The 15,032-nt window shown below is 59.5% G+C and carries 16 protein-coding genes; 7 read left to right on the top strand and 9 right to left on the bottom strand.

Going from position 1 to position 15,032, the window contains the following annotated elements; translation table 11 throughout:
• Positions 1–19 precede the first annotated feature (19 nt).
• The 4 genes from BA011_RS29185 to BA011_RS29170 all read left to right on the top strand — a co-directional run bounded on the left by BA011_RS29185 (position 20) and on the right by BA011_RS29170 (position 3,881).
• The gene (locus BA011_RS29185) at positions 20–1,393 is read left to right on the top strand and encodes an amidase (RefSeq protein ID WP_065283391.1); all 1,374 of its coding nucleotides are present in this window, start codon (positions 20–22) and stop codon (positions 1,391–1,393) included.
• Positions 1,394–1,438: 45 nt separating this feature from the next.
• Positions 1,439–2,407, top strand: a complete 969-nt coding sequence (locus BA011_RS29180; protein WP_065283390.1) for a cyclase family protein — start codon at positions 1,439–1,441, stop codon at positions 2,405–2,407.
• Between the two features lie 683 nt (positions 2,408–3,090).
• Entirely contained in the window at positions 3,091–3,387 is a 297-nt protein-coding gene (locus tag BA011_RS29175; protein WP_065283389.1) for a DUF1778 domain-containing protein, read from the top strand.
• Complete coding sequence (locus BA011_RS29170; RefSeq protein WP_065283388.1) at positions 3,384–3,881, top strand: GNAT family N-acetyltransferase; 498 nt, start codon at positions 3,384–3,386, stop codon at positions 3,879–3,881. The genes BA011_RS29175 and BA011_RS29170 overlap by 4 nt, the downstream gene beginning before the upstream one ends.
• Before the next feature lie 178 nt (positions 3,882–4,059).
• Here BA011_RS29170 and BA011_RS29165 read toward each other — a convergent pair whose 3' ends face one another.
• Positions 4,060–4,263 (bottom strand): cold-shock protein, encoded by a 204-nt coding sequence (locus tag BA011_RS29165; RefSeq protein ID WP_062945487.1) that lies wholly within the window; start codon positions 4,261–4,263, stop codon positions 4,060–4,062.
• Between the two features lie 396 nt (positions 4,264–4,659).
• Here BA011_RS29165 and BA011_RS29160 point away from each other — a divergent pair, with 396 nt between their 5' ends.
• Positions 4,660–5,205 (top strand): LysE family translocator, encoded by a 546-nt coding sequence (locus BA011_RS29160; protein ID WP_335727689.1) that lies wholly within the window; start codon positions 4,660–4,662, stop codon positions 5,203–5,205.
• A gap of 257 nt (positions 5,206–5,462) precedes the next feature.
• Here BA011_RS29160 and BA011_RS46600 read toward each other — a convergent pair whose 3' ends face one another.
• The gene (locus tag BA011_RS46600; protein WP_420493439.1) at positions 5,463–5,726 is read right to left on the bottom strand and encodes a hypothetical protein; all 264 of its coding nucleotides are present in this window, start codon (positions 5,724–5,726) and stop codon (positions 5,463–5,465) included.
• A gap of 855 nt (positions 5,727–6,581) precedes the next feature.
• Between BA011_RS46600 and BA011_RS29150 the strand changes: the two genes are divergently transcribed.
• Together BA011_RS29150 and BA011_RS29145 are read left to right on the top strand one after the other, a co-directional pair.
• Complete coding sequence (locus BA011_RS29150; protein WP_065283387.1) at positions 6,582–6,890, top strand: DUF1778 domain-containing protein; 309 nt, start codon at positions 6,582–6,584, stop codon at positions 6,888–6,890.
• Positions 6,890–7,432 carry a hypothetical protein gene (locus BA011_RS29145; protein ID WP_062945485.1) on the top strand — a complete coding sequence of 181 codons (543 nt, stop codon included), beginning with the start codon at positions 6,890–6,892 and terminating at the stop codon, positions 7,430–7,432. The genes BA011_RS29150 and BA011_RS29145 overlap by 1 nt, the downstream gene beginning before the upstream one ends.
• Positions 7,433–7,928: 496 nt before the next feature.
• Here the strand turns inward: BA011_RS29145 and hpaI are convergent, their stop codons facing one another.
• The 7 genes from hpaI to BA011_RS29110 all read right to left on the bottom strand — a co-directional run bounded on the left by hpaI (position 7,929) and on the right by BA011_RS29110 (position 15,003).
• On the bottom strand, positions 7,929–8,741 hold the full coding sequence (gene hpaI, locus BA011_RS29140) for a 4-hydroxy-2-oxoheptanedioate aldolase (protein WP_065283386.1): 813 nt from the start codon (positions 8,739–8,741) through the stop codon (positions 7,929–7,931).
• 11 nt (positions 8,742–8,752) lie between these two features.
• Positions 8,753–9,556 carry a 2-oxo-hept-4-ene-1,7-dioate hydratase gene (hpaH, locus tag BA011_RS29135; protein ID WP_065283385.1) on the bottom strand — a complete coding sequence of 268 codons (804 nt, stop codon included), beginning with the start codon at positions 9,554–9,556 and terminating at the stop codon, positions 8,753–8,755.
• 1 nt (position 9,557) lies between these two features.
• The gene (locus tag BA011_RS29130; protein ID WP_065283384.1) at positions 9,558–10,433 is read right to left on the bottom strand and encodes a fumarylacetoacetate hydrolase family protein; all 876 of its coding nucleotides are present in this window, start codon (positions 10,431–10,433) and stop codon (positions 9,558–9,560) included.
• Between the two features lie 21 nt (positions 10,434–10,454).
• The gene (gene gabD / locus BA011_RS29125) at positions 10,455–11,909 is read right to left on the bottom strand and encodes an NADP-dependent succinate-semialdehyde dehydrogenase (protein WP_065283383.1); all 1,455 of its coding nucleotides are present in this window, start codon (positions 11,907–11,909) and stop codon (positions 10,455–10,457) included.
• A gap of 71 nt (positions 11,910–11,980) precedes the next feature.
• On the bottom strand, positions 11,981–12,961 hold the full coding sequence (gene hpaD, locus BA011_RS29120) for a 3,4-dihydroxyphenylacetate 2,3-dioxygenase (RefSeq protein WP_065283382.1): 981 nt from the start codon (positions 12,959–12,961) through the stop codon (positions 11,981–11,983).
• Between the two features lie 38 nt (positions 12,962–12,999).
• Complete coding sequence (hpaE, locus tag BA011_RS29115) at positions 13,000–14,517, bottom strand: 5-carboxymethyl-2-hydroxymuconate semialdehyde dehydrogenase (RefSeq protein ID WP_065283381.1); 1,518 nt, start codon at positions 14,515–14,517, stop codon at positions 13,000–13,002.
• 93 nt (positions 14,518–14,610) lie between these two features.
• Positions 14,611–15,003: a 5-carboxymethyl-2-hydroxymuconate Delta-isomerase gene (locus BA011_RS29110; RefSeq protein WP_065283380.1), complete on the bottom strand. Its 393-nt coding sequence runs from the start codon at positions 15,001–15,003 to the stop codon at positions 14,611–14,613.
• Positions 15,004–15,032: the final 29 nt, after the last annotated feature.

The following is a 15,032-nucleotide window of genomic DNA, read 5'->3' as shown; positions in this document are numbered from 1 at the left end:
GCAGAACTGGAACGACAGAATGACTCTTTCTTACGGCTCCCTCTCGATAGCGCAGCTCTCCACCCTCATCCAGGGTGGCAGCGTCGATCCCGTGACGGTGGCGGAGCAGGTCTTCGAGGCGATCGACGACCATGACGACAAAGCGATCTTCGTCTCGCTGACGCGAGAGCGGGGAATGGCGGAAGCGCATGCCTCGTCGAAGCGGCTGAAAGACGGTCGTTCGCTTGGCTTGCTCGAAGGTATTCCGGTTGCCTGGAAGGATCTCTTCGACGTCGCCGGCAGCGTCACGTCAGCAGGGTCCAGGCTGCTTCTTCGCGACGAGGCACCGGCTGTGGCCGATGCCGCCGTCGTTTCCGCGCTGGCCGCCGCCGGCATGATGGCAGCGGGCCGGGTCAACATGAGCGAGTTCGCCTTTTCCGGGCTCGGGATCAATCCGCATTTCGGCACGCCGAAAAACCCCCGCAGCGCTGATGTCGCCCGCATCCCGGGCGGCTCGTCCTCCGGGTCGGGCGTGGCGGTGGCGGCCGGTCTCGTTCCAGTCTCGATCGGCTCCGACACAGGCGGCTCGGTGCGCATCCCGGCGGCGCTGAACGGTATCGTCGGCTACAAGGCGACGCGCGGGCGTTATCCGATGGCAGGCGTATTTCCGCTTGCCGGCAGCCTAGATTCGCTCGGGCCGCTCTGCCGCTCGGTACAGGATGCCGTCTGGGTCGATGCGGCGATGCGTGGGTTGACAGCCCCGACGGCCAGCCACCGTCCGCTTACCGGGCTCGAACTTCTCCTTCCCGCCAACGTCGTCTTCGACGATGCTGAGCCGGGTGTCGTTGCGGCCTTCGAGGCGGCGGTTGAGCGGCTGTCCGCTGCCGGCGTCCTCTGCACGCGGCTGGAAATCCCGGCCTTCGCGGAAATTCTGCAGTTAATGGCAAGCCACGGAGCCTTGGTGACGGCGGAGGCCTACTGGCTGCATAGGACGCGGATCACCGGGCCGGATGCCGGACTGATCGACTCGCGTGTGGTCTCGCGCACCCGCTTCGGTGAGGAGATCACCCTTTCGCACTACCTCGACATTCTCTCTGCCCGCACGCGGCTGATAGAAGCGGCGGACCGGGTGGTCGGCGACCGGCTGATCGCCTTCCCGACGGTCGCGCATGTGGCACCGCTGCTCGAGCCCCTGAAGACCGATGATCAGCTCTTCGTGGCCACCAACGGCAAGACACTGCGCAACACGCTGCTCGGCAATTTTCTCGACTGGTGCGGGGTGTCGATCCCTTGCGGGGCAGGCGCCGCCGGCATGCCGGTCGGCTTCCTGCTGTCGGGGCTGGCGCGCAGCGACGAGCGGCTGCTGTCGGTGGCGCTTTCGGCCGAACCGGTCATTCGCGGCGAGACAATTTGAAGGCGGTCGCTCCGGCGGCTGCGAACATGAACAAGGAGACTTGCAATGTGCATTGCGTGTTATGTCGACGAAGCGACCAAGAGCAAGATCATCGCTTACAATGCCGAATTCCATAAGGTGACGAAGAGCCCCTATGGCAGCGACGACGAGATCGGCATGCTGAACCTGATCGACGCCAATTCGCGTTCGGCGATCATCGGCCGCACCGATGCCTCGAAAGTCTTCGACCTTTCGGTCGACCATTTCGTCGGCATGCCAGGCTGGTTCGGCGCCGGCGACCAGCCCTACCAGATCTGGATGACCCACACACCGCAGGGCGAGATCGTCGCCAACACCATGGGCGTGACGCGCCAACAGAACGAACTCGTCGGCTATTCCGGCGACAGTATCTCGATGTACACCCATTGCGGCACGCATATCGATACGTTCAACCACTTTGGCTACAATGGCGAAATCTTCAATGGTTTCACGGCACGGGATCACCTCGGCAGCCGAGCCTGGGATATTTGCGGCCCGGAAAAATATCCGCCGATTTTTGCACGCGGTATTCTTCTCGATATCGCGGCAATGTATGGCGTCGATACGCTGCCGCCGAGCCATCCAATCGGCAACGCCGACATCGAGGGCTCCCTGAAGAGGCAAGGGCTGAAGATCCTGCCCGGCGACGTGGTGCTGCTGCGCACCGGCCAAATGCTGCTTTGGCCGGATATGGCTTTCACCAAGAATACGCCCGGGCTCAACCGCGAGGGCGCGGAATATATCGCCAAGCACGGCGCGATCATGATCGGCGCCGACAACCTGACGCTGGAGCAGACACCGTCGGCGCACGAGCTCAACTTCTTCCCCGTCCATACCTACCTGTTGGCGGAAGCAGGCGTGCCCATACTCGAGATGGCCTATCTTGAAGAGTTGGCCGCCGAAAAGCTCTACGAGTTCGCGTTTTTCGGCGCGTGCATCAAGTTGCGGGGAGCAACCGGCACGCCGATGCGGCCAATCGCGATGCCGCTGCGCTGATCGCGAGCCGCCGAGACTATGCCAACTTAGCTCAAACGATCGCGCACAGCCGCGCGAACACTCGATGTCTGTCAGCCGGGTGGCAGCCGGCCTTGCTCACGGGATGCTGAAGGGGTCCTGCGGCTCCTGGCCTTCCTGTATCCAGGTCTAGAGACACGCCACGCGGCAGTTCCATAAATAAGGGTTACGCAGCACCGACGACATTATGGGTGCGGTTCGCATGAGCGGCCGCATTCTCAGTTCCTGCAATGGCATCGAGAGAACTGCTTCAAGCACTGAAAGCGACGACTGCGGCAAGTTGATCGGATTCATCCTTATCGGTCCAGCCGGTTGATGTCCTGGCGGAGCATGGCTGCGAATTTCTTCAGCCCATTTTGGTGAAGCGCGTTTATGAACCAACCGTCGGCGTTGTCTTGCGCAGATTAAGCCGCGCAAGTCTGGCACTCGAAAGAAGCGCCTCGGGAAACGTATGACAGAAGCTTTTCCAGCAATGGCAGCGGCGAGTACATGCCGATCGTCACGGTCAGGTAGTTAAGATCTTCGATTAACGGACGATAGTTCCGCGTCGCGACCGGTTCGAGTCCTTTCAAGAGCTGAGAACGAACGCGTAACGACATCATCTTTACGAACCTTGTAAAGATGATGTCGTTACGCTATATGGTCCTTCTAGACAGGAGCTTCCCATGCCGACCTCGCACACAAGCAAAAGCCCGGACGCAAGCGTGGCGCTGAATATGCGCATCAAGCCTGCGACGCGCAACTTGATTGACCGCGCCGCTGAGATGCTAGGCAAGACACGTACAGATTTCATGCTGGAGGCTTCCGAGCGCCGTGCCGAGGAAGTACTACTTGACCGGACGATCTTCACTGTCAGCGCAGAAGTCTACGCAGAGTATCTGGCCCGGCTCGATGCGCCAACACAGCCCAATGAGCGTCTTAAACGAACCATGTCGACCAAAGCGCCGTGGGATGAGGTGTGACCTTAAGCGTACCCGCGCCACTTGGTGACCATCACGAGCTAGCCGAATTCCATTCTGGTGTCCCTGAGCTTGACGATTGGCTGCGTCTCCGCGCTCGCGCAAATCAGGCGAGCGGCGCATCGCGTACCTTCGTCGTGTGTGAGGCCAACCGCGTCATCGCCTACTACGCCCTCGCTTCCGGCGCGGTAAAGCAATCGGAAGCGCCGGGACGTTTCCGGCGGAACATGCCTGATCCGATACCAGTCGCCGTGCTTGGACGCCTTGCCATTGATCAATCCTATCAGGGACGTGGTTTCGGCAGGGCGTTAGTGCGCGACGCAGGTCTGCGCTTGATCAATTCCGCCGAGATACTTGGGATTCGCGGCGTTTTGGTCCATGCGATTTCGGATGACGCACGAGCCTTCTACGAAGCGGTTGGCTTCCTGCCTTCCCCGTCCGACCCCATGATGCTGCTGGTCGGGTTGCATGACCTCAACAACGCGCTGACCTCCTGACCAAGCTGATTGCTAAATCGCTGAAATCAAACACGGACTTCGGCGCAAGAAATGAGGTGCCGAGGGTTCCGATCCGTTCAAGGCGACGGATTTAAAACGGAATTCCGTGAGCCCGCGGATCTCAGACGCGACTAGCCTGACCGAATTTCTTGGTCAGGCTGTCACGCGGAACCCGCAATCAGAGCACGCTGACGTTCTCGGCCTTGGACTTCCCGGTCTTGCGGTCCTGGCCTACCTCGAAACTGACCTTGTCACCTTCTCTGAGCGAGCCGCCTTGCTGCAAAGCGGACACGTGAACGAATACGTCCACTCCTCCATTCTCCGGAGTGATGAAGCCAAATCCCTTATCATTGTTGAAAAACTTAACAGTACCGGTCGCCATCTCAATTCCTCTTCAGTCTTTGCGGCATGTCTACACGCGAGACAAACCTTATAGCGGAAGCAATTGCCAATCAACGAATGAACCTCGTCCATGAAGAGGCGAGAACGCTTTCGCGCTGTGGCTACGGACACCTCATCTTCCGCTCAAGGTGCGCCTGGCGGTCGACGCCCTTGCCGCAGCATTCCCGCGGTTTATGATTTAAATGTCGCATCAAAACGAGGTGTGCGCTTGCTGAGGTCGCGAAAACGGCTCGCAATCAGGGTTGCTTCGGTTGAAAATGCGCGCTACCTCAGGCCTCCAAAACGCCGATCTACAGGTTTCTAGTCCAATGACCTTGTCCGGTTTCATAGCCTATTCTACCGCCTTGGCAGTCGCTGCGGTGATACCTGGCCCCAGATCGTCGCGATCGTCGCGCACGCCCTGAAGAGCGGCTACCGGCGCGCTGCATGGGCGACCGCGGGCATGGTTCTCGGCGACGTACTTTATCTGGCAACTGTTCTTGCCGGTCTCGCCTATATCGCGGAAACATTCAGTCTACTTCTGATCGCGATCAAATGGGCAGGTGTCGCCTATCTCTGCTGGCTTGCTTATCGTTTCTGGACCTCTCGCGAGGGGCTGAACATCGACGAGGGTGACGATACTGGCCACGGCACAAACGCGTTTATCTCTGGTGTGCTGGTGACGATCGGCAATCCAAAATCCATTCTCTTCTACGTCTCTATCGTACCGACGGTGTTGGATCTTCATGAGGTTACACTGCTGGATGGCGCCGTGCTTGTTCTTTTGACGGCGTTGATCCTGTCTGCAGCGCAGTTCCCGTTCGCGATCGCAGGCGCGCGCGCGCGTCTGTCCTTTCAGTCGCCGAGGATGATGCGGCTGTTCAATCGTGGAGCGGCTATCGGTATCGGCGGCGCGACAGTCTCGATCGCCTCTCGCAACTGAATGCTCGGGTTCCCATAGCCATTCAAAGCACTGCTATAGCCGGCAGGGGAAATGCCTGGGGAACATGCTCGAATATCTCGGCTGTTCGTTCCGGGGCCTCCATTCAGCTTTGCGAATTTCGCTTATGAAGTTGGCGGCCTCGCAAATCAGCGCATCGCCCATGAAGGCTATGTTGGCCAATGAACGCTCCGCAGCCTCGGCATGGCCAAGCTTGGCCAGGCGGTCGAACAACCACTCGGCCGTCTTGGGCTCCCTTTTCAGGATGTCAGACCGGAGGCCGAACAAGAACCCGAGAGCCGCAAGCGGGTGGCGCAAGCGAAGATTCTTGGCGTCGCCGTAGGATTCTCCATGCGGTTCGGCGCGTTCTTTCCATAGGAGGAATCCATCCGCTTCGTCGATATCAGCAATTCCGGGCCGGTCACCCAGTCGGTGATGATGACATCAACCTGCTTCAGGTAATTCTTTCCCAGGATGGACGCCGAAGAAGACGTAACGGCGGGGATCGATGTCCTCGAGATCAAATGGGCTTCCGCCTTGGCTCGAATGGCTACGGGAAGTGAATTGATGAAAGCCGCGACTGGCGCGGGGAGAACGCGAGGGTTTACCGGCCTCGGCCAGACCTGGTCTGGGCCGAATCCGGCTCTGCGAGGTTCATAGCTGAGCAGGAACTCCTGTCTGGGTTCCCGCTTTCAGATGGAGCAGAACCCCAAGCAGCAGCGCCAGGGTCTCGTAGTCTGGACGGAAGTGCGGCTGGCCGTCCGATCCGAGAATCCATGGATTGCTGTGTTCCCCGTCAGGTGCTGCAACTGCAACAATGTGGTTCGAAAATCTTCCAGGCTTCCGCTTTCGAACTTGGTTTAGCGGCCACTTGCTGCCCTCAAATTGCGACGGTTCGCCAGTTCCGCGCGTGCATTCCGGACGGCTGAAGCGGCGCTTCCCTGCGTATCTCATGGGATAACTGAGACACTGGTCGCCGTGGCAAGGCCAAGCAACCGCAAAAACGATTGTACCTTCATACCCTTCAATACAAATCCGACCCTGGGCTGGCGCAATATCGTCGCTTCACGGCTTGTCGTATGCACGGGCCTCTATTCTCGCGATATCGCTGACGCTGGCACAAATTGAATGGGGCACCGCTTGCCCAGATGCTCGATATCAATCCCGTCCGATCATCTCGGCTGCCGTAACGAGGCCAGTCTCGACTAACGATGAGCCGTTGACGTTCGCCTGCCCACATACACAGTGCGCAGGAACTGTCGCGCGACGTTCACTGCACGTACGCACACGCGACGTACAAAGATCCGTATATCAACTTGACGGGTACGTCATTTTGACGTACACATAGCCAGACAGTTACACCCGAAGAGGAGGCGACTATGCTTGCTTTCAAAGACATGACTGCCGAAATCGATGAACCAAACGACGCACGTATGGGCTTCCGTACGAAGGCGCGCATCAAGACGGCAATTCAACGCGCTGCTGCGCTGTCCGGTGTAGACGACTCCGCTTTCACGATCAACGCTGCTTATCAAGCCGCCATGACGACGATCGCCGTCCATGAACGGACCTTTTTGCAGCCAGCCGATCATGCTGCGTTTTTTGCTGCACTGGACAACCCGCCAGAGCCGACAGATAGCCTTAAGGCTGCTTTCAAGCGTCACAGCGAGACTGTCGATTCAAAATAATGCCGCAAAACGAAGCGCCAAAGCCAATCATCGAGCCGCTCGATCCCCTAAAACATGATCGGGCGGCTTTTTCGTGCGGCATTGAGCAGGTCGACAATTTCTTTCAGAAGACCGCAAACAAGCTTCAGAAGAGCGACAATGTTCGTGTTTTCGTGATGACGCAGGACGCAGGCCCGGTGATGGGCTTCTACGCCATCAACAGCCACGCTGTTGATTATACGGAGCTTCCGAAAAGGTTCGCCCGCGACCGGCCCGGACATGGGTCAATTCCCGCGGCCTACATCTCAATGATCGGTCGCGACTTGAAATTCGCTGGCAGCGGATACGGCGGTGACCTGCTGATCGACTGCTTGACGCGAATAGCGCGTATCTCGGATGACATAGGTACGGCAATCGTCATGCTCGATGTCCTGGATTGCGGTGATGCAGAGCGGACCGAGAGACGAGTAAAGCTTTACAAGGAATACGGCTTCCAGCCTCTGCCAACAAATGCGATGCGGATGTTCATCCCAATCGCGACGATCAAAAAGATGTTCGACTAAACCCTGCCGCTCATGGAGTTCTCGGCGGGCCTGTCGTAAGGATTTCGTCATGAGTTTAGAAGGTGAGGTCTCGTCGACCAGGGGTGCAAATCTGTTGCACGAAGCCAAGCCATCCCGGCTGACAGTGCAGCCTTGTTCACCCCGAGCTTGATTTCTAACAGCGTAAACCGCACTTGCGCGGCAGTCGCACCAAAAAGAGTCTTCTCCATGCCGGCAACGCTGATTCGTCCGCGCAACGTCTCAAAGTTGTGGGCAATGCAGGAGAGCAAAAACTTCGGCGGCGCAGCCAGAATATAACTCGCGTCGTAAGAGTTGGTTTCTCAATACCTTGACAAAGTGAGGTGTGGTTTTTTGGTTCCTATCCCATCAAGGCGACCAACTACAGGGAAATGGCCGGTGAGTTGACGCCGCTTCTAGGGGCCAGGCTCAACGAACGCATCTAGCGAATCCGCAAAAGCACACTGACAACGGCTTGCTTCGCTTCACCCGGCACACTTCAGTAAACTTTTGTCTTAGCTGAGCTTCCAGCGGTAGCAGCACTCGCCTTTTGAAAGTCGACCAGCCGCCGCGAGGCGCCGTTTGCCAGCAGGCTGACATCGTTTCCAATGGCGACGAAACTGGCGCCGAGTTCCAGGTAGCGCTTGGCCAGCGCCTGATCGGCGGTCAGGATACCAGCGGCCTTGCCATGCGCCTGGATACGGATCAGCGCCGCTTCCACCGCCTGTTGCACCTCGACATCGCCGGGCCTGCCGAGATGGCCCATGTCGGCAGCAAGATCGGCTGGTCCGATAAAAACGCCATCCACGCCGTCGGTGGTGGCGATGTCATCGAGTGCGGCCAGTCCGGCGCGACTTTCGATCTGCAGCAGCAGGCAAATCTCCTCATTGGCCGTCTGCAGATAATCGGGAATGCGGTTGAATGCCGAGGCGCGGGCGAGGGCGGCGCCTACCCCACGCATACCATGCGGCGGATAACGCACGGCACGCACCATCGCCTTCGCCTGATCGCCGCTCTCGACCATTGGCACCAACACGGTTTGCGCGCCGATATCGAGGATCTGTTTCAAGAGCCAGACCTCCCCGATAGGCGCGCGGATGATCGGATGGCTCGGCGAACCCTTGAGCGCCTGCAATTGCGCCATCATCAGAGGGATATCGTTCGGGGCATGCTCGCCGTCGATCAGCAGCCAGTCATAGCCGGCATCACCCAGTATTTCAGCCGTATAAGGATTGGCGAGCGCGAGCCAGAGTCCGATCTGCGGACGCTTCTCTATCAAGGCCGCTTTGAAGGTGTTTTTTGGCGCCGGCATGGGCATCTCTCCTATGCGAAATAGCTGCTGACGGTGCCGTAGGATCCGAAATCGGCAACGATCGTATCGTTGTGGCGTGCTTCGATCGGGCGAATGAAGGAGCCGGCAAGGACGATCTGGCCCGCCTCGATGCCATCACCATATTCAGCCAATCGATTGGCAAGCCAGACAACGCCGCGCGCCGGCTGGTTGAGTACTCCGGCACCAAGACCGGTTTCCTCGACCCCGGCGTTGCGACTGACAATTGCGCCCATCCAGCGCATGTCGACAGTGTCGGGTCGCGCCATGCGCCCGCCGAGCACGATACCGGCATTGGCCGCATTGTCGGAAATCGTGTCGACGATGGTGCGAGCCTTCTTTGTTCCGGGATCGACCCTGAGGATGCGCGTATCGAGGATTTCCAGGGCCGGGGTGATATAGTCCGTGGCGTTCAGCACGTCGAACACGGTGACGCCGGGGCCTTTCAGCGGAGCCTTCATGATGAAGGCGATCTCAGCCTCGATCCGCGGCTGGATGAAGCGGTCGGCAGGGACCGTCGCGCCGTCCTCGAACAGCATGTCATCGAACAGCACGCCGGAATCCGGCGTGTCGATGTTCAGGGCATATTGCATCGCCTTTGAGGTCAGCCCGATCTTCCAGCCGATCACCTTGCGCCCGGCGGCGATCTTCTTCGTGACCCAGGCCGACTGCACGGCATAGGCGTCGTCCATCGTCATGTGTGGATATTGGATCGACAGAAGCTCCGTCTGTTCGCGCGTCCGTTCGGCGATGTCGAGTCGCTCTGCCGCCTGTTTGATCTCGTCTGAAGTCAGCATCTCACACCTCGTCAGCGATCGCGTTGCGCAGGATGCCGATACCATCGGCCTCGACCTCGACGACGTCGCCGGGCTTCAGCCAGATCGGCGGATCGAAGCGGGCACCCGCGCCGGTTGGCGTGCCGGTGACGATCACATCGCCGGGAACCAGTGTAGTGAAGGTCGAGATGTAGTTGATGATCTTGCTGAAGGAAAAGATCATCCGGCTGGTGCGGTCGCTCTGGCGGACTTCTCCGTTGACGCGGGTTTCGAGCTTGATGTCGGCGATCTGCGCCTCGTACGTGAACGGGATCAGCCAGGGGCCGATCGAGCCGGTGCGGTCGAAATTCTTGCCCTGGGTGACGTTGAACTTGGCATGGCGGACCCAGTCGCGGATCGTGCCTTCATTGCAGAGCGACAGCGCCGCGATGTGGGACAATGCTTCAGCCTCGGGAATGCGCCGGCCGCCCTTGCCGATGACGATGACGATTTCGCCTTCATAGTCGAGCTGCGGGCTTTCCGGCGGTCGGATCAGCGGCTGATCGTGGCCGGTAAACGAGCGCGGGAAGCGGATGAACAGGGAGGGATTGGAGGGCGCTGCCTGTCCGTCCTTGTATTCCTCGTTGCGGTCGGGAAAGTTCACGCCGACGCAGATGATCTTTTCCGGTGCGGGAACGGGGATTTCGTAGCGGATATCCGATACCGGGAAATCGGGCTGCAAACCAGCCGCTTCCTCGGCGAGTTTCAGCAAAGCGCCATCCGCGATGACTTCGCGGAGCGTCGGCCATTTTGCTCTATGGCGTGCGAAAAGGTCGACGACGCCGTCTCCGGCAAGCAAGCCATATCCGGCGCGTCCGTTACGGGAAAAGTTGACAAATTTCGGGTGGGCGTGGGGCATCGTTTCTCTCCCTGCTTCTGCTCAGGCAATGCCACCGAGGCAGACATATTTGATCTCTGTGAATTCTTCGATCCCATACTTCGAGCCTTCACGGCCAAGGCCGGAGAGTTTGACTCCGCCGAACGGCGCTTCCGCCGTCGAAATCAGCCCGGTATTGACGCCGACCATGCCGTATTCCAGCGCCTCGGCGACACGAAACACGCGGGCGAGATCCTTGGCGTAGAAGTAGGAGGCGAGCCCGAACTCGGTGTCGTTGGCCTGCTCGATCACATCTTCCTCATCCTTGAAGCGGAAGAGCGGCGCCAGCGGACCAAAGGTTTCTTCTCGCGCGACCGCCATATCTTTGGTGACATCCGTCAGGATGGTCGCTTCGAAGAAGGTGCCGCCGAGCGCATGTGGCTTGCCGCCCTGCAGGATGTGCGCACCCTTACCCAGGGCATCGGCGATATGCTCTTGAACCTTGGCAAGGGCCGCCTTGTCGATCAGCGGTCCAAGGATGACGCCTTCGTCAAAGCCGTTGCCGGTCTTCAGCCTGGCGACCACAGCCGCCAGCTTTTCTGCAAAGGCGTCATAAACGCCGTCCTGCACGTAGATGCGGTTGGCGCAAACGCAGGTCTGGCCATTGTTGCGATATTTGGCAATCAACGCCCCTTCGACCGCCGCGTCGAGATCGGCATCGTCGAAAACGATGAACGGCGCATTGCCGCCAAGCTCCAGACCGAGCTTCTTGATGGATGGGGCGCTCTGCTTGTATAGCTCGGTGCCGATTTCGGTCGAGCCGGTAAAGGTCAGCTTGCGCACAACCGGGTTCGAGGTCATCTCGGCACCGATGGCCGCAGCCGAGCCCGTGACGACGCTGAAAAGTCCTTTCGGCAATCCGGCGCGTTCCGCCAGGATCGCAATGGCGATCGCCGAGAACGGCGTCTGGGAGGCGGGCTTCAGCACCATGGCGCAGCCGGCAGCGAAGGCCGGTCCGGCTTTGCGGGTGATCATCGCATTGGGGAAGTTCCACGGCGTAATCGCCGCGACGACGCCGATCGGCTGCTTCATCACCATGATGCGCTTGTCGGGCTGGTGCCCCGGTATCAAGTCGCCATAGATGCGGCGGCCTTCCTCGGCGAACCATTCGATGAAGCTTGCGCCATAGACGATTTCACCGGTCGCCTCGGCCAGCGGCTTGCCCTGCTCGAGCGTCAGGATGCGGCCGAGGTCTTCCTTGTTCTCGATCATCAGATCGAACCACCTGCGAAGAACCGCGCAGCGGTCCTTGGCGGTGCGCGCGGCCCAGCCCTTCTGCGCCACGCGGGCGGCCTCGATGGCCGTCCTGGTCTCGGCGGCACCCAGCTTCGGCACATATCCGATGATCTCGCCGGTCGCCGGATTGTTGACCGCGATGGCGTTGTTCAGATCGGCTGCGATCCATTCGCTGGCGATGAGTGCCGCCTGACGGAAAAGTGAGGGGTCTTTCAAGAGCATGATCCAGGTCCGATCTGTTGATGATGAGCGGATAGGCGGCTTGTGTACCTGGCGGCTGCGCCGCCCGATCGTTACGGTGCGATGATCGGCTGAGCCTTCAGGACAGAATCTACCACCGATGCGCCGGCAAAAAGGCTGCCCTCCTCGAACCAGGACTTTGGCGCCGGGGCGCCCCAGAGTGTCTGGCGCTGCGGATCCTTGAGATCCCATTTGATCGGTTCCAGATCGGGATCGACCGTTTGATAATCCGAGCAGTAGATCTCGATGCGATGGCCATCCGGATCGCGAATATAGAGGAAAAAGGCATTGGAAATGCCGTGCCGGCCCGGCCCGCGCTCGATATTCGGGAGCCAGCCGGTGGTCGCCATCAGATCGAGCAGGTCAATGATGTTGAGCGGCGTCGGCACCCAGAAAGCGGTATGATGCAGGCGAGGGCCGCGGCCGTTGGTGAAAGCAATGTCGTGAACGCCGCCTTTGCGGTGTGTCCAGGCGGCCCAAAGCCTGCCCGTCTCTTCGTCGGCAGTATATTCCGTCACCCGGAAACCGATCTCATTGTAGAAGGCAACGCTCTCGTCGACATTCGGTGAGAAACAGTTGAAATGGTCGATCCTCAGCGGCTTTACGCCCTTATAAAGCGCATATTTCTGATGGATCGGCGGTAGGCGGTCCATTTTCGAATAGAATTCCAGGGGAATGCCATGCGGATCGCGGGTCCGAAATGTGCGCGACTGGTAGGGCCGTTCGATCCATTCGACCGGCAAGCCCTTGCCCTTGAAGAAATGTTCCGCCTTGTCGAGGTCTTCGTCTGAAAATACCTTGAAGGCCAGGTCGCCGGCTTCGGCAGTACCGGCCTTTTTCAGGATGATGCAGTGATGGCCGCGCTCTTCGAGCGCGCGCAGATAGATCGTGTCCGCCGTCTCATCGGTCACCTGCAGGCCAAGCGTATCGACATAAAGGGCGCGAGACCTGGCAAGGTCGGTGACGGCAAGCTCGATATGGCTGAGGCGCACGATGTTGAAGGGCGGGTAGAGATTGGGGGTGGGCAAGGGCATGAAGGTTTCCTCCGAATTTTTAGATCTGCGCCGGGCGTTCAGCCGCCGAGTTTCTGGATCGCATGCGCCGTGGTGGCGAAAGCAACGTTCTTGGTTTCCATGTAGAAATCGAAGGACCAGTCACCGCCGTCCCGGCCAATACCGGAATTCTTGACGCCGCCGAAAGGTGTCGGCAGATGGCGCACATTTTCCGAATTCACCCAGATCATCCCGGCCTCCAGCGCATCGGTGAAGCGGAAGGCACGGGTGACGTCCGAGGTCCAGAGATAGCCCGTCAGGCCGTATTGCACGTCGTTGGCAAGAACGAGTGCATCGGCCTCGTCCTTGAAGGGGATCGCGGTCAGAACAGGCCCAAAGATTTCTTCCTGGGCGATACGCATTTGGTTGTTGGCGCCGGTGAAGAGGGTGGGGGATACGTAGCATCCGCCACCCGGTCCTTCGAATTTCGTGCCGCCAGCGGCAACCGTCGCCCCGTCCTCTTTGCCGATCTCGATATAATCCAGCACCTTCTTCTCATGGACGGGATGGATCAATGGACCGATGACGGTTTCGGGATCGAGCGGATGGCCGACCTTGATGCGCTCGGCCTTCTCGGCGACCATCGCGGTGAACCGGTCGTAGATGCTTTCTTCCACCAGCAAGCGGGAGGATGAGGTGCAGCGCTCGCCGTTCAGCGAATAGATCATGAAGATGGCAGCATCGGCGGCGCGTTCCAGATCGGCATCGGCAAAGACGATGACGGGGTTCTTGCCGCCGAGTTCGAAATGTACCCGCTTCAGCGTGTCGGCGCCTTGTTTCATGATCATTGAGCCGGTCCGGCTTTCACCCACGAAGCCGATCGCTCTGATGGCAGGATGCTCGGTCAACGCCTTGCCGGCATCCTCGCCAAGCCCGTTGACGAGGTTCCAGACCCCCTTCGGCAAGCCTGCCTCTTCGGCGATTTCGACCAGCAGCCGCGCCGTCAGCGGTGAAAACTCCGCCGGCTTGTGGACGATGGTGCAGCCGGCGGCAAGCGCCGGTGCGATCTTCCAGGTCGACAGCATGAACGGCGTGTTCCACGGCGTGATGACGCCGACCGGGCCGATTGGGGCGCGGCTGGTGATGTTGACCTGGCCGTTCGCACGCAAGCTCTTTCCATCGCGAGCATCTGCGGCGCGATCGGCGAAGAAACGGAAGTTTTCTGCGCCACGCAGCGCAGCCTTTGCCATGAATTTCAGCGATTGGCCGGTGTCCATGCATTCCGTGAAAGCGATTTCCTCGGCGCGCGCGACGATGGCATCGGCTATATTGTGCAGCAGCGCCTTGCGCGCATCGCCCGGCATTGCCGCCCAGGCGGGGAAAGCCGCCTTCGCTGCCTTCGCTGCGCGGTCCACATCGGCCGCCTTGCCATGCGCGACTTTCGCCAGCACCTTCAGATCGACGGGAGAGATGATATCGAAGGTCGTGCCGTCCGCGGCCGGCACCGCTTCGCCATTGATATGGTTCAGCACGCCTTGCTCACGGAAGCGGGCCAGATAGGCCTCCGCTTTTGCAATGTTGTTTTCAAATGTCGACATTTTTTCTCCGATATTGCTGGTCTTGCAGCGCCGGACGCGAGGCAATTGTGCCGCGCTTTTCCGTTTGCTGCGTCTGGATTGTGGCTGGGCTGCCTAGCTGTTTGCTTTGCGAAGACGGGGATGAATGGCGTTTTTCTTCCAGCTGAACGCGGGATCGATCTCGCGGATTTCAAGCGTCAGCGCAAAGTGCGGCGTCTGGAAAAGATTATCCAGGTGCTGCGTCACCGCCTGAAAGATTGCCTCACCGGTCCGGCGCTTGTCATCCTCGCTGCGCCCCTCGCCGATACGGAAGGACATGTCGATGAAGGCGTTCTCAGCAAGGAGATCCGCGATCGCATAGGCCTCGCACCGAATGGCGCGCACCCGCACCGCGCCGACCTCGAACAGGCCCGTTTTCAGAATTTCCGCATGAACCACGCGACAAAGCGCGTCGAAGTCCACGGTTCGATCGAGATTGGCCGAATAGTCCATCGTGAAATGCGGCATCGTTCCTCCCGCGCCACAGTGACTTATAT

Source organism: Rhizobium leguminosarum (assembly GCF_001679785.1).
GTDB classification, from domain to species: domain Bacteria; phylum Pseudomonadota; class Alphaproteobacteria; order Rhizobiales; family Rhizobiaceae; genus Rhizobium; species Rhizobium leguminosarum_R.
This window is presented reverse-complemented; position numbering and strand designations above follow the sequence as displayed.

Bases quoted from the DNA above. Each gene is read 5' to 3' on its own strand.
- BA011_RS29185 (WP_065283391.1), top strand. From the start codon at position 20: ATGACTCTTTCTTACGGCTCCCTCTCGATAGCGCAGCTCTCCACCCTC.
- BA011_RS29180 (WP_065283390.1), top strand. From the start codon at position 1,439: ATGTGCATTGCGTGTTATGTCGACGAAGCGACCAAGAGCAAGATCATC.
- BA011_RS29175 (WP_065283389.1), top strand. From the start codon at position 3,091: ATGCCGACCTCGCACACAAGCAAAAGCCCGGACGCAAGCGTGGCGCTG.
- BA011_RS29165 (WP_062945487.1), bottom strand. From the start codon at position 4,263: ATGGCGACCGGTACTGTTAAGTTTTTCAACAATGATAAGGGATTTGGC.
- BA011_RS29150 (WP_065283387.1), top strand. From the start codon at position 6,582: ATGCTTGCTTTCAAAGACATGACTGCCGAAATCGATGAACCAAACGAC.
- BA011_RS29145 (WP_062945485.1), top strand. From the start codon at position 6,890: ATGCCGCAAAACGAAGCGCCAAAGCCAATCATCGAGCCGCTCGATCCC.
- hpaI (WP_065283386.1), bottom strand. From the start codon at position 8,741: ATGCCGGCGCCAAAAAACACCTTCAAAGCGGCCTTGATAGAGAAGCGT.
- hpaH (WP_065283385.1), bottom strand. From the start codon at position 9,556: ATGCTGACTTCAGACGAGATCAAACAGGCGGCAGAGCGACTCGACATC.
- BA011_RS29130 (WP_065283384.1), bottom strand. From the start codon at position 10,433: ATGCCCCACGCCCACCCGAAATTTGTCAACTTTTCCCGTAACGGACGC.
- gabD (WP_065283383.1), bottom strand. From the start codon at position 11,909: ATGCTCTTGAAAGACCCCTCACTTTTCCGTCAGGCGGCACTCATCGCC.
- hpaD (WP_065283382.1), bottom strand. From the start codon at position 12,961: ATGCCCTTGCCCACCCCCAATCTCTACCCGCCCTTCAACATCGTGCGC.
- hpaE (WP_065283381.1), bottom strand. From the start codon at position 14,517: ATGTCGACATTTGAAAACAACATTGCAAAAGCGGAGGCCTATCTGGCC.
- BA011_RS29110 (WP_065283380.1), bottom strand. From the start codon at position 15,003: ATGCCGCATTTCACGATGGACTATTCGGCCAATCTCGATCGAACCGTG.